The organism is Streptomyces sp. NPDC093261 (genome assembly GCF_044753645.1).
Taxonomy (GTDB): Bacteria; Actinomycetota; Actinomycetes; order Streptomycetales; family Streptomycetaceae; genus Streptomyces.
Map to the genome: position 1 here is coordinate 128,859 of NZ_JBIVNO010000015.1, position 24,666 is coordinate 153,524.

20 protein-coding genes and 2 pseudogenes are annotated in these 24,666 nt (G+C 71.5%); 10 read left to right on the plus strand and 12 right to left on the minus strand.

The window, feature by feature from the left end; genetic code table 11:
• Positions 1–8: 8 nt before the first annotated feature.
• Positions 9–1,316: pseudogene (locus ACIP94_RS27675) on the plus strand (lysylphosphatidylglycerol synthase transmembrane domain-containing protein); the annotation flags it as partial.
• Positions 1,317–1,435: 119 nt separating this feature from the next.
• Here ACIP94_RS27675 and ACIP94_RS27680 read toward each other — a convergent pair.
• Complete coding sequence (locus ACIP94_RS27680; protein ID WP_402431376.1) at positions 1,436–2,206, minus strand: creatininase family protein; 771 nt, start codon at positions 2,204–2,206, stop codon at positions 1,436–1,438.
• A gap of 146 nt (positions 2,207–2,352) precedes the next feature.
• On the opposite strand from ACIP94_RS27680, the gene ribA reads away from it, so the two are divergent.
• The 5 genes from ribA (at position 2,353) to ACIP94_RS27705 (ending at position 7,503) form a co-directional block, all read left to right on the plus strand.
• Positions 2,353–3,042 carry a GTP cyclohydrolase II gene (ribA, locus tag ACIP94_RS27685; RefSeq protein WP_402431195.1) on the plus strand — a complete coding sequence of 230 codons (690 nt, stop codon included), beginning with the start codon at positions 2,353–2,355 and terminating at the stop codon, positions 3,040–3,042.
• Between the two features lie 130 nt (positions 3,043–3,172).
• Positions 3,173–4,150, plus strand: coding sequence for an ornithine cyclodeaminase family protein (locus ACIP94_RS27690; protein ID WP_402431197.1), 978 nt, complete (start codon positions 3,173–3,175; stop codon positions 4,148–4,150).
• The gene (locus ACIP94_RS27695) at positions 4,147–5,292 is read left to right on the plus strand and encodes an NAD(P)/FAD-dependent oxidoreductase (RefSeq protein WP_402431200.1); all 1,146 of its coding nucleotides are present in this window, start codon (positions 4,147–4,149) and stop codon (positions 5,290–5,292) included. The genes ACIP94_RS27690 and ACIP94_RS27695 overlap by 4 nt, the downstream gene beginning before the upstream one ends.
• Positions 5,289–6,344 (plus strand): saccharopine dehydrogenase, encoded by a 1,056-nt coding sequence (locus tag ACIP94_RS27700; protein ID WP_402431203.1) that lies wholly within the window; start codon positions 5,289–5,291, stop codon positions 6,342–6,344. The genes ACIP94_RS27695 and ACIP94_RS27700 overlap by 4 nt, the downstream gene beginning before the upstream one ends.
• Positions 6,337–7,503: a saccharopine dehydrogenase family protein gene (locus ACIP94_RS27705; RefSeq protein WP_402431206.1), complete on the plus strand. Its 1,167-nt coding sequence runs from the start codon at positions 6,337–6,339 to the stop codon at positions 7,501–7,503. The genes ACIP94_RS27700 and ACIP94_RS27705 overlap by 8 nt, the downstream gene beginning before the upstream one ends.
• 237 nt (positions 7,504–7,740) lie before the next feature.
• On the opposite strand, the gene ACIP94_RS27710 is transcribed toward ACIP94_RS27705, so the two are convergent.
• Positions 7,741–8,967 (minus strand): serine hydrolase domain-containing protein, encoded by a 1,227-nt coding sequence (locus ACIP94_RS27710; protein ID WP_402431209.1) that lies wholly within the window; start codon positions 8,965–8,967, stop codon positions 7,741–7,743.
• A gap of 149 nt (positions 8,968–9,116) precedes the next feature.
• Between ACIP94_RS27710 and ACIP94_RS27715 the strand changes: the two genes are divergently transcribed.
• Entirely contained in the window at positions 9,117–9,554 is a 438-nt protein-coding gene (locus ACIP94_RS27715; protein WP_402431212.1) for a PPOX class F420-dependent oxidoreductase, read from the plus strand.
• Between the two features lie 208 nt (positions 9,555–9,762).
• On the opposite strand, the gene ACIP94_RS27720 is transcribed toward ACIP94_RS27715, so the two are convergent.
• A complete protein-coding gene (locus ACIP94_RS27720) occupies positions 9,763–10,683 on the minus strand; it encodes an NAD(P)-dependent oxidoreductase (RefSeq protein WP_402431215.1) in 921 nt (306 codons plus the stop codon).
• 112 nt (positions 10,684–10,795) lie between these two features.
• Between ACIP94_RS27720 and ACIP94_RS27725 the strand changes: the two genes are divergently transcribed.
• Together ACIP94_RS27725 and ACIP94_RS27730 are read left to right on the plus strand one after the other, a co-directional pair.
• Entirely contained in the window at positions 10,796–11,401 is a 606-nt protein-coding gene (locus tag ACIP94_RS27725; RefSeq protein WP_402431218.1) for a TetR/AcrR family transcriptional regulator, read from the plus strand.
• Between the two features lie 133 nt (positions 11,402–11,534).
• A complete protein-coding gene (locus ACIP94_RS27730; RefSeq protein WP_402431221.1) occupies positions 11,535–11,945 on the plus strand; it encodes a VOC family protein in 411 nt (136 codons plus the stop codon).
• A gap of 205 nt (positions 11,946–12,150) precedes the next feature.
• Here the strand turns inward: ACIP94_RS27730 and ACIP94_RS27735 are convergent, their stop codons facing one another.
• The 8 genes and pseudogenes from ACIP94_RS27735 to tkt all read right to left on the minus strand — a co-directional run bounded on the left by ACIP94_RS27735 (position 12,151) and on the right by tkt (position 21,812).
• Positions 12,151–12,606 carry a tellurite resistance TerB family protein gene (locus ACIP94_RS27735; protein ID WP_402431223.1) on the minus strand — a complete coding sequence of 152 codons (456 nt, stop codon included), beginning with the start codon at positions 12,604–12,606 and terminating at the stop codon, positions 12,151–12,153.
• Positions 12,607–12,668: 62 nt separating this feature from the next.
• Positions 12,669–13,295 carry a histidine phosphatase family protein gene (locus tag ACIP94_RS27740; RefSeq protein WP_402431226.1) on the minus strand — a complete coding sequence of 209 codons (627 nt, stop codon included), beginning with the start codon at positions 13,293–13,295 and terminating at the stop codon, positions 12,669–12,671.
• A gap of 6 nt (positions 13,296–13,301) precedes the next feature.
• The gene (gene gnd, locus ACIP94_RS27745; RefSeq protein WP_402431379.1) at positions 13,302–14,183 is read right to left on the minus strand and encodes a phosphogluconate dehydrogenase (NAD(+)-dependent, decarboxylating); all 882 of its coding nucleotides are present in this window, start codon (positions 14,181–14,183) and stop codon (positions 13,302–13,304) included.
• 17 nt (positions 14,184–14,200) lie between these two features.
• Positions 14,201–15,887, minus strand: a pseudogene (gene pgi, locus ACIP94_RS27750) (glucose-6-phosphate isomerase).
• A complete protein-coding gene (opcA, locus tag ACIP94_RS27755) occupies positions 15,880–16,815 on the minus strand; it encodes a glucose-6-phosphate dehydrogenase assembly protein OpcA (RefSeq protein WP_402431229.1) in 936 nt (311 codons plus the stop codon). Before opcA ends, pgi begins: the two are co-directional and overlap by 8 nt.
• Positions 16,812–18,575 carry a glucose-6-phosphate dehydrogenase gene (zwf, locus tag ACIP94_RS27760; RefSeq protein ID WP_402431231.1) on the minus strand — a complete coding sequence of 588 codons (1,764 nt, stop codon included), beginning with the start codon at positions 18,573–18,575 and terminating at the stop codon, positions 16,812–16,814. The genes opcA and zwf overlap by 4 nt, the downstream gene beginning before the upstream one ends.
• Positions 18,572–19,717: a transaldolase gene (gene tal / locus ACIP94_RS27765; protein WP_402431234.1), complete on the minus strand. Its 1,146-nt coding sequence runs from the start codon at positions 19,715–19,717 to the stop codon at positions 18,572–18,574. The genes zwf and tal overlap by 4 nt, the downstream gene beginning before the upstream one ends.
• A gap of 19 nt (positions 19,718–19,736) precedes the next feature.
• Positions 19,737–21,812: a transketolase gene (gene tkt / locus ACIP94_RS27770; protein ID WP_402431237.1), complete on the minus strand. Its 2,076-nt coding sequence runs from the start codon at positions 21,810–21,812 to the stop codon at positions 19,737–19,739.
• A 145-nt stretch (positions 21,813–21,957) separates the two neighbouring features.
• On the opposite strand from tkt, the gene ACIP94_RS27775 reads away from it, so the two are divergent.
• The gene (locus tag ACIP94_RS27775) at positions 21,958–22,845 is read left to right on the plus strand and encodes a helix-turn-helix domain-containing protein (RefSeq protein WP_402431240.1); all 888 of its coding nucleotides are present in this window, start codon (positions 21,958–21,960) and stop codon (positions 22,843–22,845) included.
• A gap of 46 nt (positions 22,846–22,891) precedes the next feature.
• Here the strand turns inward: ACIP94_RS27775 and ACIP94_RS27780 are convergent, their stop codons facing one another.
• A complete protein-coding gene (locus ACIP94_RS27780) occupies positions 22,892–24,295 on the minus strand; it encodes a glycoside hydrolase family 16 protein (RefSeq protein ID WP_402431243.1) in 1,404 nt (467 codons plus the stop codon).
• Positions 24,296–24,666 lie beyond the last annotated feature (371 nt).

Below are 24,666 nucleotides of genomic sequence, written 5' to 3' on the forward strand. Positions count from 1 at the left end.
CGGCGCGGATGCTCGCCTCGGAGCAGGCGGGGGAGGGGATCCAGGAGGCGCCGGCCACCGCGGTCCTGCCCGCGAACACCGCGTCCGCCGGTCCGGGTGACGGCCCGGCGGGCACGGGCGAGGCGCCGCCGGCCCGTCGCCGCTCCGTGCCACGCGCCCTGCGCACGCATCTCGGCACGGTCGCCGGAGCCGCCATTCTCGGGGTGCTCCTGTGGCGGCTCGGCACCGGCGTGTTCCTCGACGGACTGCGGCGGATCGACGGCCCGACCCTGCTCGTGGGGCTCGGGATCGGCGTGCTGACCACCGTGTTCAGCGCCTGGCGCTGGTGCCGTGTCGCCCACGCCCTGGACATCCGGCTGCCGCTCGGCGCCGCCGTCGCCGACTACTACCGCGCCCTGTTCCTCAACGCGGCGCTGCCCGGCGGTGTGCTCGGCGATGTGCACCGCGCGGTACGGCACGGGCAGAGCGCCGGCGACGTCGGACGCGGTGTGCGCGCCGTGGTCCTGGAACGCACCGCGGGGCAGGTGGCCCTCGTGGCGGTCGGTGTGCCGGTTCTGCTCACGTTTCCCTCGCCGGTGCTCGCGCAGGCCCGCCATCTTGTCGCGCTGTCGGCGTTCGCCGCGCTCGGTGTGCTCGCCGTCGTGGCGGCGCTGCGGATGGGCCGGCCGTCCCGGCCCTCGCGCCGCTCCCACGCGCTCAGGGCCACGCTCGCCGAGGCCCGGACCGCCCTGTTCGCCCGGGGCAGTTGGCCCTCGGTCCTGCTCTCGTCCGTCGTCGTGCTCGCCGGGCATCTGCTGATGTTCCTGGTGGCCGCGCGGGCCGCCGGGTCGCACGCCTCCCCGGCCACGCTGCTTCCCCTGGCCCTGTTGGCCCTCATCGCGATGGGGCTGCCGCTGAACGTCGGCGGCTGGGGCCCCCGCGAGGGCGTCACCGCCTGGGCGTTCGGCGCGGCTGGCCTCGGCGCGGACACGGGGCTGACCGTCGCCGTGGTGTACGGCGTCCTGAGCTTCGTCGCGAGCCTGCCCGGGATCGTCGTACTCCTCGCCCGGTGGTACGCGGGACTGCGGAGCCCGCGCCCGACGACGCACGCGGAATCCGCCGGGGCGAGGGACGCGGAGCCCGCCGGGGCAACGGACACGGACCCTGCCGGGGGAGGCGAGCGGGTCCACACCGCGGGCGAGGGGACGGTGCCCGCCGAGGAGGCCGCATCGTCCGCGCCCGCCCAGAGGGCCGAACCGGCCGAGCCCGCCGACGTGTCAGGCTCCTCCGAGGCGTCGCAGGAGCCCCCCGAGGCGTCGCAGGAGCCCCCCGAGGCGTCGGAAGGGCCCTTCGCGCAGGGCCCGGAGCGTTCCCCCCACGCGCTCCGGGCCCCCGTGCCGTACGCTCCCTATCCGCGCTCGCCCCCCGGGCCGCGGCGTTCGCTGCTGACGCGGCGTCACAGTCGCTGTGTCCCCTCGGGAGCCGTGGCTCCGGTTCGGCCGTCGGCGGCGGGCTCCTCCGAGGCGACCAGGGAGAAGTACGACGCGAAGGAGTCGGCGAGCGTCGCGAGCAGTCGCTTCCCCTTCTCCGCGGAAGCCAGCGAGGGACGCCCGATGACTCCGGACTCCGTATAGGCCGACATACCGAGGGTGAGGAGATGCCTGCGGTCGTCGGCGATGAAATCCGTGGTCTCGTAACCAGGCCTGACCAATTCGGGATGGCAGTGCAGAAGAATGGAGGTCTCGATTTCCCCGGCATGCATGTCGCTGAGCAACGAGGTGCGCACACCGGCCCGTTCGCGGGCCGTCTCCCAGTCCTCCGGGGCCGGGAAAAGCGCCATCCGGACGCCGCTGCCCGCGGATTCCTGGACGACATTGCCGAGGACGTAATTCCCGCCGTGGCCGTTGACCAGTACCAGGGCCTCGACGCCCGAGCGGCGCAGCGACGCGGCGATGTCCCGTACCACCGCGTGGAGAGTGACCGAGGAAATGCTCACGGTTCCCGGCCAGTCCGCGTGCTCGTGCGAGCAGGAGATCGTCACCGGAGGAAGGAGGTGCACCGGGTACGCGGCGGCGACCTCGCGGGCGATCGCGCAGGCGACCAGCGTGTCGGTCGCCAGCGGCAGGTAGGGACCGTGCTGTTCGAAGCTGCCCACGGGAAGCACGGCGACCTGGCGGCGCAGACCCTCCGCCCGGGCCCGTACGTCCTGCGAGGTGTCCGACGGCAGCACCTGCGCGCCGTGCCCCGGCGCCTGTCCCGAAGCAACCGTGTCATCCGCCGGCCGCGTCCCAGAAGTATCCGCAATTCCCGAACCGCTCATGGTTCCACGGCCTTTCGTCTCGTACCGCCTGCGCTTACAGATAGGAATAGATCATGACAGACATCGACGGGGTGCTCGGCGGCAATGCCCACCTCTCGGGAGTTCCCCGAGTGGTGGATGGTCCCTCCTCCGGGGTCACCCGGGTCGTGAATGCCCCTTTGCCCACCAAGTACGGTGATTTCCAGGCCGTCGGCTACCTCGACCACGACCGCGGCGACGAACAAGTCGCCCTGGTGTACGGCGACATCGAGGAGGAGGGCATGCTCGTCCGCCTCCATTCCGAGTGCCTGACGGGGGACGCCTTCGGGTCCACGCACTGCGAGTGCGGGCCCCAACTCTCCACGGCGCTGCGGGAGATCGTGGCCGAGGGACGCGGCATCCTCGTCTATCTGCGCGGTCACGAGGGTCGCGGTATCGGCTTGCTCGGAAAGCTGCGCGCGATGAAGCTCCAGGCGGAGGGCCTGGACACGGTGGAGGCGAACCTCGCCCTCGGTCTGCCGGTGGACGCGCGTGACTACCGGGTCGCGGCGGAGATCCTGCACGACCTCGGTGTCCGCTCCGTGCGGCTGCTCTCCAACAACCCGCGCAAGCGGGAGGCGCTCCTCAGGCACGGCATCAAGATCGACGAGCAGGTGTCGCTGCTGATACCGCCGTGCGAGAACAACATCACATATCTGCGCACCAAGCGGGAGCGGCTCGACCACTACCTGCCGCACCTCGACGCGGTGGTGCAGTCCTCGTGAGCGGGAGCGCGGCGGCCGCCCGGCGCCGGCCGCCGCGCCCGCACGCAGGTCGGCACCGTCCGGCACCCTGGTGTGACACCGCCCCGGACGCCCTGGTGACGCCGGCGCGGATCCCGGAAACAATCAAGGAATGACCGACGACGTCTTACACCTGAGCGGCGAGCGGATCCTGGCACTACTGGACCCCGACCGGGCGATCCGCTCCCAGCGCGCGGCCTTCACCGCGCTAGGGGAGGGAACCGCCGAACTCCCCGGCAAGATCATGCACCCCAGCCGCCATGACGACAGCGTCGTCTTCTCCCACGTCGCCCGCCTGTCCGCGGACACCGGGCCCGTCGCCAAGTTCGGCAGCGTCAACCCGGGTAACGCGGCCGCCGGGCTGCCGACGGTCCACGCGGTGATCAACGCCCTCGACCCGGTGACGGGACGGTTGGCCGCCGTTTTGGACGGTACCGCGGTGACCACCCTGCGCACCGCCGCGGCCAGCGCCCTGGCCTTCGATGTCCTCGCCACCGCCGACAGCGGGGAACTCGGTCTGCTCGGCGCCGGCACCCAGGCGCTCGCGCACGCGCGGGCCGTCGCCCGGGTACGGCCCCTGCGCTCCGTGCGCATCTGGAGCCCCACGCCGGACCGGCGCGCCAGGGCCGCCCGCGTCCTCGCCGCCGAACTCGGCCTCCCGGTCAAGGCGGTCGACACGGCGCACGAGGCCGTGACCGGGCTGCCGATGGTCGCCGTGTGCACTCTCAGCCGCACTCCCGTCCTGCACGGCGCCTGGCTCACCCCCGGCTGCACGGTCGTCAGCGTCGGATCCTTCGAGCCCACGCGCAGCGAGGTCGACGCCGAGACGGTACGGCGGGCCGCGGCCGTGGTCGTGGACGACCCGGATACGGCCCGGGACCAGGCGGGGCCTGTCGTCACCGCGCTGCGCGACCGGATGCTCGCCACGGAGGACCTGATTCCCCTGGGTGGTGTGGTCACCGGCCGCCGGGAGGCGAGGAGGAGCACCGACGACATCGTGCTCCACCTCAGCGTCGGGGTCGGCGTCCAGGACGCGGCGGCGGCCTGGGCCGTGATCGACGCCGCCCGCGGAAGGGAGCCCCGCCGATGACCCCGCGTGCGAGCGCCGTCGTCATCGGCGGCGGGGTGATGGGCACCAGCATCGCCTACCACCTGGCCCGCGCCGGTGTCACCGACGTCGTCCTGGTCGAGCGCGGCGAACTCGCCGCCGGCTCCACCTCACGAGCCGCCGGCGGCGTACGGGCGCAGTTCTCCGACGACCTCAACATCCGGCTCGGGGCACGCAGCCTGGAGGCGTTCGGGCGGTTCGCCGGAGAGCCGGGGCAGGACATCGGGCTGCACCGGGTCGGCTATCTGTTCCTGCTCTCCACCCCCGAGGAGGTCGCCTCCTTCGAGGCCGGGGTGCGGCTGCAGAACTCCCTCGGCGTGCCGAGCCGCATGGTCGACCCGGCCGAGGCGCGGCGGCTGTCGCCGCTCATCACCACGGACGGGCTGCTGGCCGCCGCGTACTCACCCGACGACGGTCACTGCACCCCAGAGGCCGTGGTACACGGCTATGCGGCGGGGGCCCGCCGGCACGGCGCGAGAATCCTGCGGCACTGCGCGGCCACCGGCATCGAACTGCACGGCGACACCATCACCGCCGTCCTCACCGAGCGGGGCCGTATCGAGACCGACACCGTGATCTGCGCGGCCGGCGCGTGGTCACGGGCCATCGGTGCCATGGTGGGAGTGGACCTGCCGGTGGAGCCGCTGCGCCGCCAGATCGCCGTCACCGAGGCCGTACCCGACCTGCCGCCCGGACTGCCCATGACCATCGACTTCACGACCAGCTTCTACTTCCACACCGAGGGCCCGGGACTCCTCGTCGGCATGTCCGACCCCGACGAGCGGCCCGGCTTCGCCACCGGCACCCACGACCGCTGGATCCCCCGGCTGTGCGCGGCGATGGAGCACCGGGCGCCCGCGCTGCTCGACCTGCGCCGCACCGGCGGCTGGGCGGGCCTCTACGAGATCACGCCCGACCACAACGCGCTGATCGGCGAGGCGAGTTCACCCTCCCGCTTTCTGTACGCCACCGGCTTCTCCGGTCATGGCTTCCTCCAGGGGCCGGCCGTCGGCGAGGTCCTGAGGGATCTCTATTTGGGACGCGTACCCTTCGTCGACGTCAGCCCCCTGAGCGTCGAACGCTTCGCCGCCGACGCCCCGCGCCCGGAGGTCAACCGCGTATGACCGCACTCCATCTGTGGCTCCGCCACGAGACCCGTAGCACCGAACGCCGCACGCCCCTCGTACCGTCCGACGCCCGACGGCTCGTCGAGGGCGGAGTGACCGTCACGGTCGAGGACTCCCCGCAGCGGATCTTCCCCGCCGGGGAGTACGAGGCGGTGGGCTGCCGCCTCGCCGAGCCCGGCTCCTGGGTGACGGCACCGCGGGACGCCGTCATCCTCGGCCTCAAGGAACTCCCGGACCAGCCATCCTCCCTGATCCATCGTCATATCTTCTTCGGGCACGCCTACAAGGGCCAGCCCGGCGCCGCGGACCTGCTGCGCCGCTTCCGCGCGGGCGGCGGAACACTGCTCGACCTGGAGTACCTGGTGGACGACACCGGGCGCCGCCTCGTCGCGTTCGGCTACTGGGCCGGCTACGTGGGCGCCGCCCTCGCCCTGCTCCACCACCGCGACCGGCTGACCGCCCCGCTGCGGCCCACCTCGAAGGAGGAGCTGGACGAGCGGCTGCGCGCGGTCGCGGGCGCGGCGCGGGCCCTGGTGATCGGTGCGCTGGGGCGCAGCGGGCGCGGTGCGCGGGCCGCGCTCGACGTGGCCGGGGTCGACCCCACGTGCTGGGACCTGGCCGAGACCCGCGATCTGGACCGTCCGGCCCTGCTGAACCACGAGCTGATGGTCAACACCGTGCTCACCACGAGCCCGGTGCCGCCGTTCCTCACGGACAAGGACCTCGACGAACCCGGCCGACGGCTGCGCACCGTGTGCGATGTGACGGCCGACGTGGGCTCGCCGCTGAACCTCCTGCCCGTCTACGACACCCCGACCGACTGGGACCACCCGGTCCGCAGGCTGCGTGAGGAGCCCGCCCTCGACCTCATCGCGATCGACAACCTGCCGTCCCTGCTGCCGCTGGAGGCCGGCACGGACTTCTCGGCGGCGCTGACACCGCTGTTGCTCGACTTCGAGGTGGGCGGCGCCTGGGGACGCTGCCGGGAACGTTTCGATGCGGCGGTCCGGGAACTCCGGGCCGAGGAAGGGGAGTCGAGCGATGTCTGAGCCCACGAAGGCACCGGTCCCGGCCGGCGGCACGGTGCACTGGATCGGCGCGGGACTGTCCACGGGCAGCGGGCTCGCGGCGGTCTGCGACACGGCCGCCCGGGTCCGGCTCTGGCACCGGACCGAGGAGCGCGCCGCGCAGGCCCTGACCGGGCTGGGCCTGGCCGGGCGCGCCGAGCCACGCGCGTTCACCCTGCCCGCGCTGGCGGCGGAGCTGGCGCCGGGGGACGTGGTCGTCTCCATGCTCCCGGCACCCGAACACGCGCCCCTGCTCGGCGTCTGCCTCGAGCGGCGGGCCCACTTCGCCTGCTCCAGCTATGTCTCCGACGCGGTCCTCGACCTGGTGCCCGAGGCCGCCGAGGCCGGGCTCGTGGTGCTGACCGAGGCGGGCCTGGACCCGGGCATCGACCACCTCTTCGCCCACAGCCTGATCGCCCGCGCCCAGGAGGAGATCGGCGCCCGCGCTCCGGCGGAGGTGAGCCTCACCTCCTACTGCGGCGGCATCCCGGCGGTCCCGAACGACTTCCGTTACCGCTTCAGCTGGGCCCCCCTCGGCGTCCTCAACGCGCTGCGCTCACCGGCGCGCTACATCGAGGACGGCGCCGAGACCACGGCGGCCCGGCCCTGGGAGGCGACCCGCCCCCATGTCATCGACGGCGAGACCTTCGAGGCCTACCCGAACCGCGACAGCGTGCCCTTCGTCGCCCAGTACGGCCTGCCGCCCGCCTGGAAGCCGGTGACCTTCGTCCGCGGCACCCTGCGGCTCGACGGCTGGCTGCGCGCCTGGGACCGGGTGTTCGAGCAGCTGAAGGCGGGCGACGACGCAACGATCGCGGCCCTGGCCACCGAACTCGCGGCGGCGTACCCCACGACGGACGAGGACCGCGACCGGGTGGTCCTCGCCGTGTCCCTCGAGGTACGGGCGGGGTCGGGCGAGGTGTGGTCGGGCCGCTACCTGCTGGACCTGAAGGGCACGAAGGAGGAGAGCGCGATGGCCCGCTGTGTCTCCCGCCCGCTGGCCCTGGGCGTGCGGCGGATCCTGGCCGACGCCCTGCCGCCGGGGCTCAACCGGGCGGCCGAGACGGCCCGGCGGTCCGAGGAGTGGCTCGCGGAACTGGCCGGAGAGGGGCTGGAGTTCAGCTTGATCACCGGGACTTGAGCGCCGGGGTTCGCGCGCCGGGTCTGACCGCCGGGGTTCGCGCGCCGGGTCTGACCACCGGGGTTCGCGCGCCGGGTCTGACCACCGGGGTTCGCGCGCCGGCTCTGACCACCGGGTTCGAGTGTCGGGGTTCGAGCGCCTGGCCTGACCGGCGGGGCTGGAGCGCCGGGAGAGGGGCGGCCGGATCGCCGCCCCTCCCCGGATCGCCGCCCCGACCGGCTGGACGCCGGGAGGGGTTCAGCCCGTCAACGCCTCGTGCACCAGGCGCTTCAACTCCGGGTAGACCGTGTGCGAGCCCGTCGGGCGGAGCTGGGTCAGGAACTGGACCGTCAGGTCGTGCTCCGGGTCGACCCAGAAGGTCGTGGTGGCCACCCCGCTCCAGCCGAACGCGCCCCTGACCGTGGGCGACCGGGTGATCGCGGGATCGGTGACGACGGAGACTCCGAGCCCGAACCCGAGGCCCGCCTTGCCGGGTTCGCGATGCACCGGACTGCCATAGGAGTGCATGTCGGCGTTACCCGGGAGGTGGTTGGAGGTCATCGCGGCGACCGTGGCGGCGCTCAGCAGACGGATGCCGTCCAGTTCGCCGCGGCGGCGGAGGAACTCCATGAAGCGGTGGTAGTCGTGCGCCGACGCGACCATGCCCCCGCTGCCGGAGAGCAGCCGCGGCCGGCCGCGCACGGGCAGGCCCGGCACCGGGGTGATCCCGCCGTCCTCCGTCTCGCCGTACAGCTCCGCGAGCCGTGGCGCCTGCTCCTCGGTGACCCACAGGCCCGCGTCCCTCATGCCCAGCGGGGCGAAGACGCGCTCGGCGAGGAAGGCGGCCAGGTCCTGGCCCGACACCACCTCCACGAGCCGGCCGAGCACATTCGTGGCCACCGAGTAGTTCCACCGGGTGCCCGGCTCGAACTGCAGGGGCAGCCGGGCGTAGGCCTCACAGGTCTCGGCGAGGTCCGTGCCGGGCACCACGGAGGACTCGATGCCCGCCTCCCGGTACAGGGCGTCGACCGGATGCGTGTGGTAGAAGCCGAACGTCAGTCCCGCCGTGTGGGTGAGCAGATGGCGGACCAGGATCGGCCGCTCGGCCGGGCGGGTCCTCAGGCCCGGACCGGAGCCGTCGACGTAGACCCGCGGCTCGGCGAAGGCCGGCAGGAAGTCCGCGACGGGGGTGTCGAGCCCGAAGCGGCCCTCCTCCATCAGGATGAGTGCGGCGACCGAGGTGACCGGCTTGGTCATCGAGTACATCCGCCACAGCGTGTCGGTCTCGACCGGGAGCCGTTCCTGCACATGGCGGTGTCCGTACAGGGTGAGGTGCGCCGTGCGGCCGTGGCGGGAGACGGCCACCAGGTAGCCGGGCAGCCGCCCGTCGTCGACCTGGTGCGTGAAGTGCCGGTCGAGGCGGGCCAGCGCCTGCGGGTCGAGACCGACCTCTTCCGGCTCCACCTCTTGACGCAGCTGTCCCATCGTTCTCCTCCGGTCCGTCCCGGTGCCTTCCCGGGTTTCCGGCTCCAACATGTCACGGTGCACAGCGTTCCGGGCCGATCGCAGAGCCGCTGCGATCCGGATCACTTCACCGGGGAATGCGCTGCTCGGTCGGGGGAGTTGACCCGGGTATGACTCAGGACGCCACGCAGAACGCGCTGCTCGCACTGCTCTCCGAGGGCCACGGCGGGGTGCTGGTCACCCTCAAGCGCGACGGCCGGCCCCAGCTGTCGAACGTCAGCCACGCCTACGACCCCGAGGAGCGCGTCATCCGGGTCTCGCTCACGGACGACCGCGCCAAGACCCGCAATCTGCGCCGGGACCCCCGGGCCTCGTACCACGTGACCAGTCCCGACCGGTGGGCGTACACGGTGGCCGAGGGCGCCGCCGAGCTGTCGCCGGTCGCGCAGGACCCGTACGACCGGACGGTCGAGGAGCTGGTGCGGCTCTACCGCGACATCTCCGGCGAGCACCCCGACTGGGACGACTATCGCGCCGCCATGGTCCGCGACCGCCGGCTGGTCCTGCGCCTGCGCGTCGAGCGGGCCTACGGAATCGCCCGGAGCTAGGGCCCCGGCAGGCGACGTCTGCCCGTCGAGGAGCGGCGTCATGGGGGTCCCTGGTCCCCCCTGCCCGAGCGAAGCCGAGAGCTTGGGGCAGCGTGCTCTCGGCGTGCCGGCCGGACGCCCTCCTACTCGGACGTACCTGGGCTTTCGGCTGGTGCGGCGAGAGCGCGTGCCGGGCGTCGTGACGGGCCGAAGGTGGCCTGTCGGGCCACTAGATCCCCGGCCGGTCCAGGACGTCCAGGGGCCGGGACGCGGCGGGACCGTTCGCGGTGCGGGCCTCGATCGCCCGCAGGACGGCCACCATGTCCTCGGACCCGTACCCCAGCGTCACGGTCTCGTCGAAGAGGGTGTGGCAGACGTCGAGGAGCGGTGAGGCGACTCCCGCCTCACGGGCGGCCTCGGCGACCAGCCGGTTGTTCTTCAGGACGTCGTGGGCCGCCGCCTGCACGGCGAAGTCGCGGGCGAGCAGCTTGGGCGCCTTCATGCGGGAGACCGCGCTGGCCATGGGCCCCGCGTCCAGGACGTCCAGGAAGAGCCTGTGGTCCAGGCCGTGCCGGTCGGCGAAGTGGTAGGCCTCCGACAGGCCGGTCACCAGGGTGATCAGGAACAGATTGACCGACAGCTTCATGACCAGGGCGTTCGGCGCCGCGCCGCAGACGAACGTCTCGCGGCACAGGGGCGCGAGCAGCGGCCGTACGACCTCCACGGCCGCCGCGTCCCCGGCCAGCATCGCCACGAGCTGCCCGTTCTCCGCCGGGACCCGGGATCCGGAGACGGGGGCCTCCACATAGCGCCCGCCCGCGGCCCGTACGTCGGCCTCCAGGGCCCGTGAGTATCCGGGCGAGGTCGTGCCCATGTGCACGACGACGTGTCCGGCGACGCGCGCGGTGAAGTCCGGGGTGCCACGGCCCAGGGTGGCGTCGATCGCGAGGTCGTCGGCGAGCATGAGGATCACCACCTCCGCTCGCGCGAACACCTCGGCGGGGTCGGCCGCCACCTCGGCGCCCGCCGCGCGCAGTGGTTCGGCGCGCGCGGGAGTGCGGTTCCAGACCACGAGGGGAGTGCCGGACCGGGCGAGGCGCAGCGCCATGGGCTGCCCCATGACCCCGAGTCCGATGAAGCCGATGTGCACGATGGACCGCCTTCCGCTCCGGACCCCCTTATGACACCGGTCATAGTAGCCAGCTTTATGACACCGGTCATAGAGTGGGCGGCAAACGAGGTGTCCAGCCGGGAGGTCGGCGATGGCGGCGTCCGAGCGCGGGCCGCGGGAGCGGATGGTCTTCAGCGCGGCCCAGTTGATCCGGCGCGACGGTGTCACGGCGACCGGCATGCGCGACGTCGCCGCCCACGCGCGGGCTCCGCGCGGTTCCCTCCAGCACTACTTTCCCGGCGGCAAGGAGCAGCTCGTCAACGAGGCCGTGGCCTGGGCCGGCCGGTACGCGGCCGGGCGCGTCGCGCGCTTCCTCGCCCAGTTGCCCGAGCCGACGCCGAGCGGGCTGTTCGCCGCGATGGTGCGGCAGTGGACGGATGAGTACGAGACGGCCGGGTTCGCGGGGGGCTGCCCGGTCGCCGCGGCGACCGTGGACTGCGCGGAGTCCGCCGACTCCACACGGACGGCGGCCGCGGCGGCGTTCGCGCGCTGGATCCGCCCGGTCGCCGACGCCCTGACGGCCATGGGCGTCCCGGCGGACCGGTCCGAGTCGCTCGCCACGCTCATGATCAGCACACTGGAGGGTGCCCTTCTGATCGCCCGGACCGAACGGGACGTACGGGCCCTGACGACCGTGGTACGGGAACTGGGGCCCCTGCTCGACGCGAGCGTCACACGCCCGGCACCGGACGGCTGACATGGTCCTACGCCCTACGACGCAGGACGCACGGCCGATGGTCTCGCGATCACCGCGCTCCTAGGCTGCCGAAGGGACCCGCTCGCGGTCGCGCCCCGACCCGCCCGTTCGCATCTCCGTGAGGAGCACCGTCATGCCCTTCGACGCCCGCAGTCACGTCCGGATCGCCCGTCCCTCCCGGGACCTGGCCGCGGCCGAGCGGTTCTGGGCCGGAGGGCTCGGGATGTCGGTGGTGTGCCGGATCGAGGCGGGCCCGCAGCAGGGTGAGCACGACCTGCTCATGCTCGGCCTGCCCGAGGCCGGATGGCACCTGGAACTCGTCCACGAGGCCGGCCGCCCGGTCCGACCCCGTCCCACCGAGGAGGACCTCCTCGTCCTGTACCTCGACGAGCCGGTCCCCGACGAACTGGTCACCCGGCTGGAGCGGCACGGCGGCAGGCGGGTGCCCTCGCCCAACCCGTACTGGAACGAGTGGGGCGTCACGATCGAGGACCTCGACGGCTACCGGCTGGTGCTCTGCCGACGCGGCTGGTCCAACGCATAGGCCCGGTGTGCCGCGCCGGGGGGACCCGCTCTGCCGTGGGCCTCCGGCCGTGATCGATGGGACGCACCTCGTGATGTACTCCCGCGGCACCGAGGCGGACCGCGGCTTCCCCCGGGACGTCAGCCCGGACGGCAAGGCCCGGGCCACACCGTGTGCGCACGCGGCGAGTGACGTGACACCGTGCGGTCCGGGCCCAAGTGGTGGCCTAGAGGTCGAACTCGTGCGGCGGCAGGTCGAGCGCGAAGCACGCCTCCCGGACCACCGCCTGCTCGTCCTTGTCGAAGTTCCCGTCGGCGCCCCCGATGACGATGCCGATCTGGATCACGGCGCGCGCCTCGGCGGGCTTCTTCTTCGCCTTGCCGATCTCCTGGAGAACGCTGACCTTGCCGAAGTCGAAGTCGGCGGTCAGCTTGTTCAGATTGTCCTCGAAGCGGCGGCGCAGGTCGTCGGCCGGGAAGTTCTGGAGCACCTCGTTCGTGGCGATGAGCTGGGCGACACGCTGGCGCTCCGAGGGGTCCACGGTGCCGTCCGCCGCGGCCACGAGCGCGCACATGGCCATGCTCGCGTCGCGGAACGCGCCGCTCTTCAGATCGTTCTTCTTCGCCACGAGCTGGGTCTGCATCGTCGAGGCGGATTCCTTGATGCGGTCCCACAGGGCCATGGAGAACTCCCTACGTCGTCGAAGCCGGCCCGTCCCGGCGGACGGGCCGTGACCTCGCCTTTCTACAGCAACGTAGAAGGAAACTGACGGGAAGCCGCAGAAGTTCCGCTCGCGTTCCATTCCGCGATCACGGGCCAGCCATGCTCGGTGGAGAGCCGGCTGACCGTCCCCGTCTCCAGCCGCAGCAGCCGCCCCTGGGCGGCCGTCAGACCCAGACGCCGGGCGGCCAGGACACGCAGGAAGTGACCGTGGGCCACAAGGATCACATCGCCCTGGGCCAGGGCGGGCTCGATACGGGCCAGTACGCGGTCGGCGCGCGCCGCCACCTCGTCGGGCGACTCACCCGGATGGCCGTCCGGTCCGGCCGGCACCCCGTCGGTCCACAGGCACCACTCGGGCCGGGTGCGGTGGATCTCGGCCGTGGTGATGCCCTCGTAGCCGCCGTAGTCCCACTCGTGCAGGCCGGCGTCGGGTTCGGCGCCGAACAGCCCGGCGAGTTCGGCCGTGCGTACCGCCCGGCCGAGCGGGCTGGTGAGGGTGAGAGCGAAGGTGCGTCCGGCGAGCAACGGGGCGAGGGACTTGGCCTGTTCCTCGCCCCGCCGGGTGAGCGGGAGGTCGGTCCAGCTGGTGTGCTGTCCCGATATGCTCCACTCGGTTTCGCCGTGGCGGACCAGCAGGAGGTCGCCCACGGCCGGCTACTCCTTCGCCGACTCGACCGCGTGGCCGCCGAACTGGTTGCGCAGCGCCGCGACCATCTTCATCTGCGGGGAGTCGTCCTGCCGGGAGCTGAAGCGCGCGAACAGCGACGCGGTGATGGCAGGCAGCGGCACCGCGTTGTCGATGGCGGCCTCCACGGTCCAGCGGCCCTCGCCGGAGTCCTCGGCGTAGCCGCGCAGCTTGTCCAGGTGCTCGTCCTCGTCGAGAGCGTTGACCGCGAGGTCCAGCAGCCAGGAGCGGATGACCGTGCCCTCCTGCCAGGAGCGGAAGACCTCACGGACGTTCTCCACCGACTTGACCTTCTCCAGCAGCTCCCAGCCCTCGGCGTAGGCCTGCATCATCGCGTACTCGATGCCGTTGTGGACCATCTTCGAGAAGTGTCCCGCGCCGACCCGGCCGGCGTGGACGTACCCGTAGGGGCCCTCGGGCTTGAGCGCGTCGAAGATCGGCTGGAGGCGGTCGACGTACTCCTTGTCGCCGCCGACCATCAGCGCGTAGCCGTTCTCCAGACCCCAGACACCGCCGGAGACGCCCGCGTCGACGAAGCCGATGCCCTTGATGCCCAGCTCGGTGGCGTGCTTCTCGTCGTCGGTCCAGCGGGAGTTGCCGCCGTCGACCACGATGTCACCGGGCGACAGCAGATCCCTGAGCTCGTCGATGACGGACTGGGTGGGCCCGCCGGCCGGGACCATCACCCAGACCACGCGCGGCGCCTCGAGCTTCTCGACCAGTTCGTCAAGGGTCTTGACGTCGGAGATCTCCGGGTTGCGGTCGTAGCCGACGACGGTGTGGCCCGCGCGGCGGATCCGCTCGCGCATGTTGCCGCCCATCTTGCCGAGGCCGATGAGGCCCAACTGCATCTGCGTCATTTTCAGTCTCACTTCTTCCTGAGCGTGCGGTAGGCGGCCACGAGGGCGGCGGTGGAGGGGTCGAGGCCGGGCACCTCGGCGCCCTCGGTCAGGGCCGGTTCGACCCGCTTGGCGAGGACCTTGCCCAGCTCGACACCCCACTGGTCGAAGGAGTCGATGTTCCAGACCGCGCCCTGGACGAACACCTTGTGCTCGTAGAGGGCGATGAGCTGGCCGAGGACCGAGGGGGTCAGCTCGGTGGCGAGGATCGTGGTGGTGGGGCGATTGCCCTTGAAGGTGCGATGCGGCACCTGCTCCTCCGGCACTCCCTCCGCCCGTACCCCCTGGCTGGTCTTGCCGAAGGCGAGCGCCTGGGTCTGGGCGAAGAAGTTGGCCATCAACAGGTCGTGCTGGGCCTTGAGTTCCTCGCTCAGCTCCTCGATCGGCCGGGCGAAACCGATGAAGTCCGCCGGGATGAGCTTGGTGCCCTGGTGGATGAGCTGGTAGTAGGCGTGCTGGCCGTTGGTGCCGGGGGTGCCCCACACCACCGGCCCGGTCTGCCACTCCACCGGATGCCCTTCGCGGTCCACGGACTTGCCGTTGGACTCCATGTCGAGCTGCTGGAGATAGGCGGTGAACTTGGACAGATAGTGGCTGTACGGCAGGACCGCATGGGTCTGGGCGTCGAAGAAGTCGTCGTACCAGATGCCCAGCAGGCCCAGCAGCAGCGGCGCGTTGGCCTCGGCGGGAGCGTTCCGGAAGTGCTCGTCGACGAGGCGGAAGCCCGCCAGCATCTCCCGGAACCGCTCCGGGCCGATGGCGATCATCAGGGACAGGCCGACCGCCGAGTCGAAGGAGTAGCGGCCGCCGACCCAGTCCCAGAACTCGAACATGTTCTCGGGGTCGATACCGAACTCGGCGACCTTCCCGGCGTTCGTCGACAGCGCGACGAAGTGCCGGGCGACCGCCTTGTCCCCCCCCACCCCCGCCTTCGCCCGAGCGGGAGGTGCCGCCCTCCTCGAACGCCGCGAGCAGCCAGGACCTGGCCGAGGTCGCGTTCGTGATCGTCTCGATGGTGGTGAACGTCTTGGACGCGACGATGAACAGCGTCTCCGCCGGGTCGAGGTCCCGCAGCGCCTCGTGCAGATCGGCGCCGTCGACATTGGAGACGAACCGGAACGTCAACTCACGTGAGGTGTACGGGCGCAGCGCCTCGTAGGCCATCGCCGGGCCCAGGTCCGAGCCGCCGATGCCGATGTTGACGATGTTCCTGATGCGCTTGCCGGTGTGCCCCGTCCACTCGCCCGAGCGGACCCGGTCCGCGAATCCGGCCATCTTGTCGAGGACCGCATGGACCTTGGGCACCACGTTCTCGCCGTCGACCTCGATCACCGCGTCCCGCGGGGCGCGCAGCGCGGTGTGCAGCACGGCCCGGCCCTCGGTGACGTTGATCCTCTCGCCGCGGAACATGGCGTCCCTGAGGCCGAACACGCCGGTGGCGGTGGCCAGTTCCTGGAGCAGGGCGAGCGTCTCGTCGTTGATCAGGTGCTTCGAGTAGTCGATGAGCAGATCGCCGACGCGCACGGTGTAGCGCTCGGCCCGTCCGGGGTCCTGCTCGAAGAACCCGCGCAGGTCCGGGTGGAGCAGCGGGCCCGCGCGGTGGTCCTCCAGGGCCGTCCACTCGGGGCGTCGGGTGAGCCGGGGGCTGTCAGACATGGCTGGCGTTCTCCTTGGCGCCCTCGCCGCGCAGGGCGATGGCGTACATCTCGTCCGCGTCGAGCCGGCGCAGTTCCTCGGCGATCAGTTCGGAGGTGGGGCGCACCTTCAGCGCGAGGGTGCGCGGGGGCTGGCCCGGCAGGGTCAGCGTGGCCAGCGGGCCCTCGGGGCGGTCGATGACGATCTCGCCCTTCTCGGTGCCCAGCCGCACGGCCGTGATGACCGGTCCCGCGGTGACGATCCGCTCCACCGGCACCCTGAGCCGGGCGCCCAGCCAGCGGGCCAGCAACTCGGCGCTCGGGTTCTCGGCCTCGCTCTCGATCGCCGCGTAGGTCACCTTCGTACGCGCCTGGTCCAGCGCCGCGGCCAGCATCGACCGCCAGGGCGTGAGCCGGGTCCAGGCCAGGTCGGTGTCACCGGGCGCGTAGGAGGCGACCCGGATCTCCAGGGCTTCGAGCGGGTGCTCGACGGCGTACATGTCGGTGATCCGGCGCTGCGCGAGGGCGCCCAGGGGGTCCTGGGCGGGGTTGTCCGGCGCGTCCACCGGCCACCACACGACGACCGGCGCGTCCGGCAGGAGCAGGGGCAGGACCACGGAGTCGGCATGGTCGGACACCTCGCCGTACAGCCGCAGCACGACGGTCTCGCCGGTGCCCGCGTCCGCGCCCACCCGTACCTCGGCGTCCAGTCGCGAGGCGGTGCGATCCCGGGAGGTGCGGGCATGCCGCTTGATGACCACCAGGGTGCGCGAGGGGTGCTCACGGGAGGCGTCCTCGGCCGCCTTGACCGAGTCGTAGGCGTTCTCCTCGTCGGTCACGATGACCATGGTCAGGACCATGCCCACGGCGGGAGTGCCGATGGCGCGGCGGCCCTGCACCAGCGCCTTGTTGATCTTGCTTGCCGTGGTGTCGGTCAGGTCGATCTTCATGGCCTGCGCCAGCTCCGTCCGTCTCGTGCGAGCATCTCGTCGGCTTCCTTCGGGCCCCAGGTGCCCGAGGGGTACTGTGCGGGCTTGCCGTGCTTGTCCCAGTACTCCTCGATCGGGTCGAGGATCTTCCAGGACTCCTCCACCTCCTCGGTGCGGGGGAACAGGTTGGCGTCGCCGAGCAGTACGTCCAGGATCAGCCGTTCGTACGCCTCCGGGCTGGACTCGGTGAACGACTCGCCGTAGGCGAAGTCCATCGTGACGTCCCGGATCTCCATCGAGGTACCCGGCACCTTCGAACCGAAGCGCACGGTCATGCCCTCGTCCGGTTGCACCCGGATGACGATCGCGTTCTGCCCGAGCTCCTCCGTCGCGGTGGCGTCGAAGGGGGAGTGCGGGGCGCGCTGGAAGACGACCGCGATCTCGGTGACCCGGCGGCCGAGCCGCTTGCCGGTGCGCAGGTAGAAGGGGACGCCCGCCCAGCGGCGGTTGTCGATCTCCAGCTTGATCGCCGCGTAGGTGTCGGTCTTCGACCGGGGGTCGATGCCCTCCTCACGGAGGTACCCGACGACCTTCTCGCCGCCCTGCCAGCCGTCCGCGTACTGCCCGCGCACGGTGTGCAGGCCGAGATCCTCCGGCAACCGCACCGACTTCAGCACCTTCAGCTTCTCGGTGACCAGCGCCTCGGCGTCGAAGGCGATGGGCTCCTCCATGGCCGTCAGCGCCATCAGCTGGAGCAGGTGGTTCTGGATGACGTCACGGGCGGCGCCGATGCCGTCGTAGTAGCCGGCCCGGCCGCCGATGCCGATGTCCTCCGCCATCGTGATCTGGACGTGGTCGACGTAGGACCGGTTCCAGATCGGCTCGTACATCTGGTTGGCGAAGCGCAGCGCCAGGATGTTCTGGACCGTTTCCTTGCCCAGGTAGTGGTCGATGCGGAAGACCTGGTCCGAGTCGAACACGTCGTGCACGATCGCGTTCAGCTCGCGGGCGCTCTCCAGGTCGTGGCCGAACGGCTTCTCGATGACCGCGCGCCGCCAGGAGCCCGTCGGCGCGTCCGCAAGGCCGTGCTTCTTGAGCTGCTGGACGACCTTCGGGAAGAATTTCGGCGGCACGGAGAGATAGAACGCGTAGTTGCCGCTGGTGCCCCGGGAGGCGTCCAGCTCGTCGACGGCGGCACGCAGCTGCTTGAACGCGGTGTCGTCGTCGAAGTCGCCCGGGATGAACCGCATCCCCTCGGCGAGCTGCTGCCACACCTCCTCGCGGAACTCCGTACGGGCGTGCTCGCGCACGGCGTCGTGCACCACCTGGGCGAAGTCCTGGTCGGCCCAGTCGCGACGGGCGAACCCGACGAGCGAGAAGCCCGGCGGCAGCAGACCACGGTTGGCGAGGTCGTAGACGGCCGGCATCAGCTTCTTGCGGGACAGGTCACCGGTGACACCGAAGATGACCAGACCGGAGGGACCGGCGATGCGGGGGAGCCGGCGGTCGCGAGGGTCGCGCAGCGGGTTGGTCCACTCGGAGACCGGGACCGGCCCGCCGGCCTTCTCGGCCGCGGCGTCGGCCTTCTTGGCCACGGCACGGGTCTTCGCGGTCGCGGCGCCGGTCTTACCCGCCGCGGCGCCGGTCTTCGAGGCCGCCTCTGCCGCCTCGGAGGTTGCCGCCCCGGAGGAGGCCTTGGTCTCCTCGGGCGCCGTCACCGCGGCCCCCTCGGCCTTCTTCCCGGCCGAGGACGTCTTCTTCTCGGGGCGCTCCTTGCTCATGCTGCGTCAACCCCCTTGCTGTTCAGCGATGTCGTGACGGCGTCCAGCAGGTCCTGCCAGGCCACCTCGAACTTGGCGACGCCCTCGTCCTCGAGCTGCTTGACGACCTCGTCGTACGAGATTCCGAGCCGCTCCACGGCCGCGAGGTCCGCGCGGGCCTGCGCGTAGCCGCCGGTCACCGTGTCGCCCTGGATGTCGCCGTGGTCGGCGGTGGCGTCGAGGGTCGCCTCCGGCATGGTGTTCACCGTGCCCGGCGCGACCAGTTCATCGACGTACAGCGTGTCCTTGTACGCCGGGTCCTTCACTCCGGTGGAGGCCCACAGCGGGCGCTGCTTGGCGGCCCCGGCCTCGGCGAGGGCGAGCCAGCGCTCACCGGCGAAGACCTCCTCGTACGCCTCGTAGGCGAGCCGTGCGTTGGCGAGCGCCGCCCGGCCCCTGAGCGCGAGCGCCTCGTCCGTGCCCAGCTTCGTCAGGCGATTGTCGATCTCGCTGTCGACGCGGGAGACGAAGAAGGAGGCCACGGAATGGATGGCGGACAGGTCGAGCCCGGCGGCCCTGGCCTTCTCCAGACCGGCCAGATAGGCGTCCATGACCTGACGGTAGCGCTCCAGCGAGAAGATCAGCGTGACGTTGACGCTGATGCCCTGTCCGACGACCTCGGTGATGGCGGGCAGGCCGGCCTCGGTCGCCGGGATCTTGATCATCACGTTGGGGCGGTCGACGAGCCAGGCGAGCTGCCTGGCCTCCGCGACGGTGGCCCGGGTGCGGTGGGCGAGCCGCGGGTCGACCTCGATGGAGACCCGGCCGTCACGGCCGTCCGTCGCGTCGTACACGGGCCGCAGTATGTCGGCGGCGGCGCGGACGTCGGCGGTGGTCATCATGCGGACGGCCTCCTCGACCGTCACGCCGCGCTCCGCGAGGTCGGCGAGCTGCTCCTCGTAGCCCTCCCCGGAGCCGATGGCGGCCTGGAAGATGGACGGGTTGGTGGTGACGCCCACCACGTGCCTGGTTGCGAGGAGTTCGGCGAGACTGCCGGAGGCGATCCGCTTGCGGGACAGGTCGTCCAGCCAGATCGACACGCCCGCGTCGGACAGGCGCTTCAGGGGCTCCGCGGCTGCGGTTGCTTCGGTCACTGTGATCATCTTCTTTCGTGCGATCGGATCAACCGCGGACGGCGGCGAGGGATTCCCGCGCGGCGGCGGCCACGTTCTCGGCCGTGAAGCCGAATGCGGCGAACAGGGTCTTGGCGTCGGCGGAGGCACCGAAGTGCTCCAGGGAGACGATGCGTCCACGCTCACCGACGTAGCGGTACCAGGTCAGGGCGATGCCCGCTTCGACCGCCACGCGCGCCTTCACGGACGGCGGAAGGACGTGCTCGCGGTACTCGGCGGACTGCTCCTCGAACCACTCCACGGACGGCATCGACACCACCCGGGTGCCCACGCCCTCGGCCTCGAGCTGTTCGCGCGCGGCGACGGCGAGCTGCACCTCGGAACCGGTGGCGATGAGGATCACGTCGGGGGTGCCGGTGGAGGACTCCCGCAGGATGTAACCGCCCTTGGCCGCATCGGGGTTGGGGGCGTATGTCGGCACCCCCTGCCGGGTGAGCGCGAGTCCGTGCGGGGCCGGGTCGGTGGAGTGCCGCCGGAGGATCTCGGCCCAGGCGATGGCGGTCTCGTTGGCGTCGGCCGGGCGGACGAGGTTCAGGCCCGGGATGGCGCGCAGGCTGGCCAGATGCTCGACCGGCTGGTGGGTCGGGCCGTCCTCGCCCAGGCCGATGGAGTCATGGGTCCACACATAGGTGACGGGGAGCTGCATCAGCGCCGACAGCCGCACCGCGTTGCGCATGTAGTCGGAGAAGACGAGGAAAGTGCCGCCGTAGACACGCGTGTTGCCGTGCAGGGCGATGCCGTTCATCTCCGCGGCCATGGAGTGCTCGCGGATGCCGAAGTGGATGGTGCGCCCGTACGGGTTCGCCTCCGGCAGCGGGTTGCCCCTGGGCAGGAACGAGCTGTTCTTGTCGATGGTGGTGTTGTTGGAGCCCGCCAGGTCCGCCGAGCCGCCCCACAGCTCGGGGATGACCGCGCCGAGCGACTGGAGCGCCTTGCCGGAGGCGGCGCGGGTGGCCACCGCCTTGCCCTCCTCGAACACCGGCAGCGCGTCCTCCCAGCCCTTGGGAAGCTGACCCGCCAGGATGCGGTCGAGCAGCTGTGCGCGCTCCGGCTGGGCCTCGCGCCACTCGGCGATCCGCTTGTCCCAGGCGGCGTGCGCCTCGGCACCGCGGTCGAGGGCCCGGCGGGTGTGGTCGAGCACCTCGTCGGACACCTCGAAGGTCTTCTCGGGGTCGAAGCCGAGGACGCGCTTGGTGGCCGCGACCTCGTCGTCGCCCAGCGCCGAGCCGTGCGCCGCCTCGGTGTTCTGCGCGGTCGGGGCGGGCCAGGCGATGATCGTGCGCATCGCGATGATCGAGGGGCGCTCGGTCTCGGCCTGCGCCGCCTTCAGCGCCGCGTACAGCGCGTGGACGTCGATGTCGCCGCTCTCCGCGGGCTCGATGCGCTGTACGTGCCAGCCGTAGGCCTCGTACCGCTTGAGCACGTCCTCGGAGAAGGCCGTCGCGGTGTCGCCCTCGATGGAGATGTGGTTGTCGTCGTAGACGAAGACCAGGTTGCCGAGCCTTTGGTGGCCGGCGAGCGAGGACGCCTCGGCGGAGATGCCCTCCTCCAGGTCGCCGTCGGAGACGATCGCCCAGATCGTGTGGTCGAAGGGGGAGGTGCCCTCGGGGGCGTCGGGGTCGAACAGTCCGCGCTCGTAGCGGGCGGCCATCGCCATGCCCACCGCGTTGGCCACGCCTTGGCCGAGGGGGCCCGTGGTGGTCTCGACACCGGCCGTGTGTCCGTACTCGGGGTGACCGGGCGTCTTGGAACCGTGCGTGCGGAACGCCTTCAGGTCGTCCAGTTCCAGCTCGTAGCCGGCGAGGAAGAGCTGGGTGTAGAGGGTCAGCGAGGTGTGACCGGGGGAGAGGACGAAGCGGTCACGGCCGGTCCACTCGGGGTCCGCGGGGTCGTGCCTCATCACCTTTTGAAAGATCGTGTACGCGGCGGGCGCCAGGCTCATCGCGGTGCCCGGGTGGCCGTTGCCGACCTTCTGTACGGCGTCAGCGGCGAGAACACGGGCCGTGTCGACGGCTCGCCGGTCGAGGTCGGTCCATTCGAATGCGTCTGCGCTCTGCGCACTCATCTTCAAGAAGTCCTCACTGGATGCATGATCTCTGGCGGAACATCGTCAAACCTAAAAGTCTGACTTTTGCGGGGGAAGGTGTGCCTGTGTCAGCCTTCGGTGAAAGTGGGACATCGACGCGGGACCGAGGCGGCACGAAACGAATATGGCGGACACAAGTACGCAAGACGGTGACGGGATCAGGACGTACCCGTTTCCGGTCGACCTCAGCGTCTGCGGCGTCGGCATCCAGGTGGGCCCGATGGAGCCCGGCCGCGTCTGGCACGAGGACGCACCACTGCACCGCGTCCACCGCATCGACTTCCATGTGGTGATGTTCTTCAACGGCGGCCCCGTATCGCACATGGTGGACTTCGCCGAGTACCGGGCGAACGCCGGTGACGTTCTGTGGATACGCCCCGGCCAGATCCACCGCTTCTCCCGGACGAGCGAGTACCGCGGCACCGTGCTGACCATGCAGCCCGGTTTTCTGCCGCGCGCCACCGTGGAGGCCACGGGCCTGTACCGCTACGATCTGCCGCCGCTGCTGCACCCCGGCCCCGCGGAGCTGGCCGGGCTGCGCGCGTCCCTGGAGCAGTTGCAACGCGAGTACGAGGACACCGCCACCCTGCCGCTGAGTCTGCACACGGCGGTGCTGCGGCACTCCCTGACCGCGTTCCTGCTCCGCCTCGGGCACCTCGCGGCCGGCTCCGCCGAGGCGGCGCGCGATCAGGCCGACACCACCTTCACCCGGTTCCGGGACGCCGTCGAGCGGGGCTTCGCCACGAACCACAGCGTCAGCGCCTACGCCGACGCCCTCGGCTGCTCCCGCCGCACTCTGGTACGCGCAGTCCGCGCCGCCACCGGCCAGACGCCCAAGGCCTTCATCGACAAGCGGGTGGTCCTGGAGGCCAAGCGCCTGCTCGCGCACACGGATCTGCCGATCGGCCGCGTGGGCGCCGCCGTCGGCTTCCCCGACCCGGCGAACTTCTCCAAGTTCTTCCACCAGCGCACGGACACGACACCGGCGGCGTTCCGGGCGGAGTTGAGATGACACGGGGCGGGCCGATTGGGCCCGCCCCCGCCGGTGGCCGACGTTCTCAGTGGCCGAAGTCGAACCAGTTCACGTTCACGAAGTCGCTCGGCTGGCCGCTGGTGAAGGTGAGATAGACGTCATGCGTGCCGGTGACCGACCCGATGTTCGCCGGTACGGTCCGCCAGCTCTGCCAGCCGCCCGTGCCGGCCACCGCGAAGCTGCCGATCGGTGCGTTCGTACGGCTGTCGAGGCGCACTTCGACCAGCCCGCTCACTCCGCCCGCCGCGCCGCTCGCGACCCGCCCGTAGAACTGCGTGGCCGCCGTGGAGCCGAAGTTCACGCCCTTGTAGAGGGCCCAGTCGCCGTTCGCCAGATAGCCTATGTCCTGGCCGCCGCCGGTGTCCGTGGTGGTCTCGGGGATCACTCCGGACTGGCTGTCGTACGACTCGGCCTGGATGGCCCCGTAGGCGTCCCGGTTTCCGGACGGCGGCGGTGTGGTACCGCTCCCACCGCCCGAGGACTGCAGCACCTGCACATAGTCGACCACCATCGGGTGGCCTGGCTCGGTGCCGCCGTCCGGGCCGCCGCCGAACGCGGCCGGGAAGCCGCCGCCCATCGCCACGTTCAGGATGATGAAGAAGCCGTGGCTGGTGGCGTTGGCCCAGGTCGCCGCGTCGACCTGGTTCGCCCGCACGGTGTGGAAGTTGACGCCGTCGAGGTAGAAGCGGATCTCCTCGGGGCTGGTCGAACGGTCCCACTCCATGGCGTAGGTGTGGAAGCCGGCCTGACATGTCGTGCCGCCGCAGGAGGTGGAGTTGCCGATGCCGGACGTCTCGTTGCACGGGCCGCCCGGGTTGGTGCCGCAGTGCATCGTCGCCCAGTCGGTGTTGAGCCCCTGGACGTTCTCCATGACGTCCAGCTCGCCGACGCCCGGCCAGTTCTGGTAGTTCCCCCGGTACGGCGCGCCCAGCATCCAGAAGGCGGGCCAGTAGCCCTTGGCGGCGGCGCCGGTCGCATTGGGCATCTGGATCCGGGCCTGGACCCGCAGCTTGCCGCCGGCCGGGGGCTGGAAGTCGGTGCGGTTGGTCTCGATCCGGCCCGAGGTCCAGTTGCCCGCGGCGTCGCGACGCGGGGTGATGAGCAGATTGCCGTTGCCGTCGAGCGAGACGTTGCTGGTGGCGGAGGTCATGGTCTCGACCTCGCCGGTGCCCCAGTTCGCGGCGCCGCCCGGGTACGAGGTCCCGGTGTCGTACTGCCAGTCGGCCGTGTTCACGCCGGAGCCGGCCGCGCCGTTGAAGTCGTCGAGGAAGACCTGGGTCCAGCCGGACGGGGGAGTGGGGGCGGAGGCGTTCGCGGGCAGGGTGGCGGCCGTGGCGGCGGCCACGGCCAGCCCCATCGTGCCGAGCACGGCGACGAGGGCGCGGCGCAGGGGCCGGCGTCTCGCGGGTATGCCGGAAGTGTCCTTCATGGGCTGCCTCATTCGTACGGAGTGGGGGTGTGCGGGGGCGCGTGAGAGCCGGGGGCGAGGTGCGGAGTGGTTTTGAGAGCGCTCTCACGCGCCGCGCCGCCAATGTGCTCTCGGTCACTTCGGCCGTCAAGAGGTAAAGCCGAGAAAGTCTCCGCGCGGTACGGGAGTTCAGGCGCCGAAGCGAGGCCGCGCCGTCCGCCGCTGCGGCGCGCTCCCTGTCGTCCCGCCCGGGATGCCGCCCGTGTCCGGCTCATCCCGCGGCCGTCGCGTGCATTGACCCCTTGAATCCAAGGGGCGTTGCGGGAGATTCCTGCGAACACGGTTCGGGAGTCGGCCTGAAACCACGGTTGCTCAGGGGCGGTTGGAGGGGG

Coding starts and splice junctions, on each gene's coding strand:
- tal (WP_402431234.1), bottom strand. CDS start 19,717: ATGATCACAGTGACCGAAGCAACCGCAGCCGCGGAGCCCCTGAAGCGC.
- ACIP94_RS27780 (WP_402431243.1), bottom strand. CDS start 24,295: ATGAAGGACACTTCCGGCATACCCGCGAGACGCCGGCCCCTGCGCCGC.
- ribA (WP_402431195.1), top strand. CDS start 2,353: ATGACAGACATCGACGGGGTGCTCGGCGGCAATGCCCACCTCTCGGGA.
- ACIP94_RS27735 (WP_402431223.1), bottom strand. CDS start 12,606: ATGGCCCTGTGGGACCGCATCAAGGAATCCGCCTCGACGATGCAGACC.
- ACIP94_RS27710 (WP_402431209.1), bottom strand. CDS start 8,967: ATGGGACAGCTGCGTCAAGAGGTGGAGCCGGAAGAGGTCGGTCTCGAC.
- ACIP94_RS27700 (WP_402431203.1), top strand. CDS start 5,289: ATGACCGCACTCCATCTGTGGCTCCGCCACGAGACCCGTAGCACCGAA.
- ACIP94_RS27775 (WP_402431240.1), top strand. CDS start 21,958: ATGGCGGACACAAGTACGCAAGACGGTGACGGGATCAGGACGTACCCG.
- ACIP94_RS27715 (WP_402431212.1), top strand. CDS start 9,117: ATGACTCAGGACGCCACGCAGAACGCGCTGCTCGCACTGCTCTCCGAG.
- ACIP94_RS27730 (WP_402431221.1), top strand. CDS start 11,535: ATGCCCTTCGACGCCCGCAGTCACGTCCGGATCGCCCGTCCCTCCCGG.
- ACIP94_RS27690 (WP_402431197.1), top strand. CDS start 3,173: ATGACCGACGACGTCTTACACCTGAGCGGCGAGCGGATCCTGGCACTA.
- ACIP94_RS27695 (WP_402431200.1), top strand. CDS start 4,147: ATGACCCCGCGTGCGAGCGCCGTCGTCATCGGCGGCGGGGTGATGGGC.
- ACIP94_RS27725 (WP_402431218.1), top strand. CDS start 10,796: ATGGCGGCGTCCGAGCGCGGGCCGCGGGAGCGGATGGTCTTCAGCGCG.
- tkt (WP_402431237.1), bottom strand. CDS start 21,812: ATGAGTGCGCAGAGCGCAGACGCATTCGAATGGACCGACCTCGACCGG.
- opcA (WP_402431229.1), bottom strand. CDS start 16,815: ATGAAGATCGACCTGACCGACACCACGGCAAGCAAGATCAACAAGGCG.
- zwf (WP_402431231.1), bottom strand. CDS start 18,575: ATGAGCAAGGAGCGCCCCGAGAAGAAGACGTCCTCGGCCGGGAAGAAG.
- ACIP94_RS27705 (WP_402431206.1), top strand. CDS start 6,337: ATGTCTGAGCCCACGAAGGCACCGGTCCCGGCCGGCGGCACGGTGCAC.
- gnd (WP_402431379.1), bottom strand. CDS start 14,183: ATGCAGTTGGGCCTCATCGGCCTCGGCAAGATGGGCGGCAACATGCGC.